We start from the raw sequence: 379 nt of genomic DNA, 5'->3' as shown, positions 1-379 counted from the left end.
CACGCGGACCGGCTCGCCGCCGACGCCGTGATCGTCTCCGACACCGGCATGTGGTCCGAGGACACCCCGACCGTGTGCACCGGCATGCGTGGCCTCGCCGAGTGCGAGATCCGCCTGTACGGCCCCGACCAGGACATCCACTCCGGCTCCTTCGGCGGCGCGGTGCCCAACCCCGCCACCGCGGCCGCCCGGCTGGTCGCCGCCCTGCACGACGAGCAGGGCCGGGTGGCGATCCCCGGCTTCTACGACGGCGTCGTCGAGCTCACCGACCAGGAACGCGAGCTCTTCGCCCGGCTGCCCTTCGACGAGGAGCGGTGGCTGCGCACAGCCAAGTCGCACGGCGCCGGCGGCGAGGCCGGCTACAGCACCCTGGAGCGCA

Annotated in this window: 1 protein-coding gene; it reads left to right on the top strand. The window is 74.1% G+C overall.

Annotation, left to right across the window (positions count from 1 at the left end; genetic code table 11):
* Positions 1-379, top strand: a 379-nt coding sequence (locus LPA54_RS42090) for a peptidase dimerization domain-containing protein (RefSeq protein ID WP_228985598.1), incomplete at both ends; no start/stop codon positions are given.

This window comes from Streptomyces sp. DH12 (genome assembly GCF_020873895.1).
In the GTDB taxonomy this organism is placed as follows: domain Bacteria; phylum Actinomycetota; class Actinomycetes; order Streptomycetales; family Streptomycetaceae; genus Streptomyces.
This window is presented reverse-complemented; position numbering and strand designations above follow the sequence as displayed.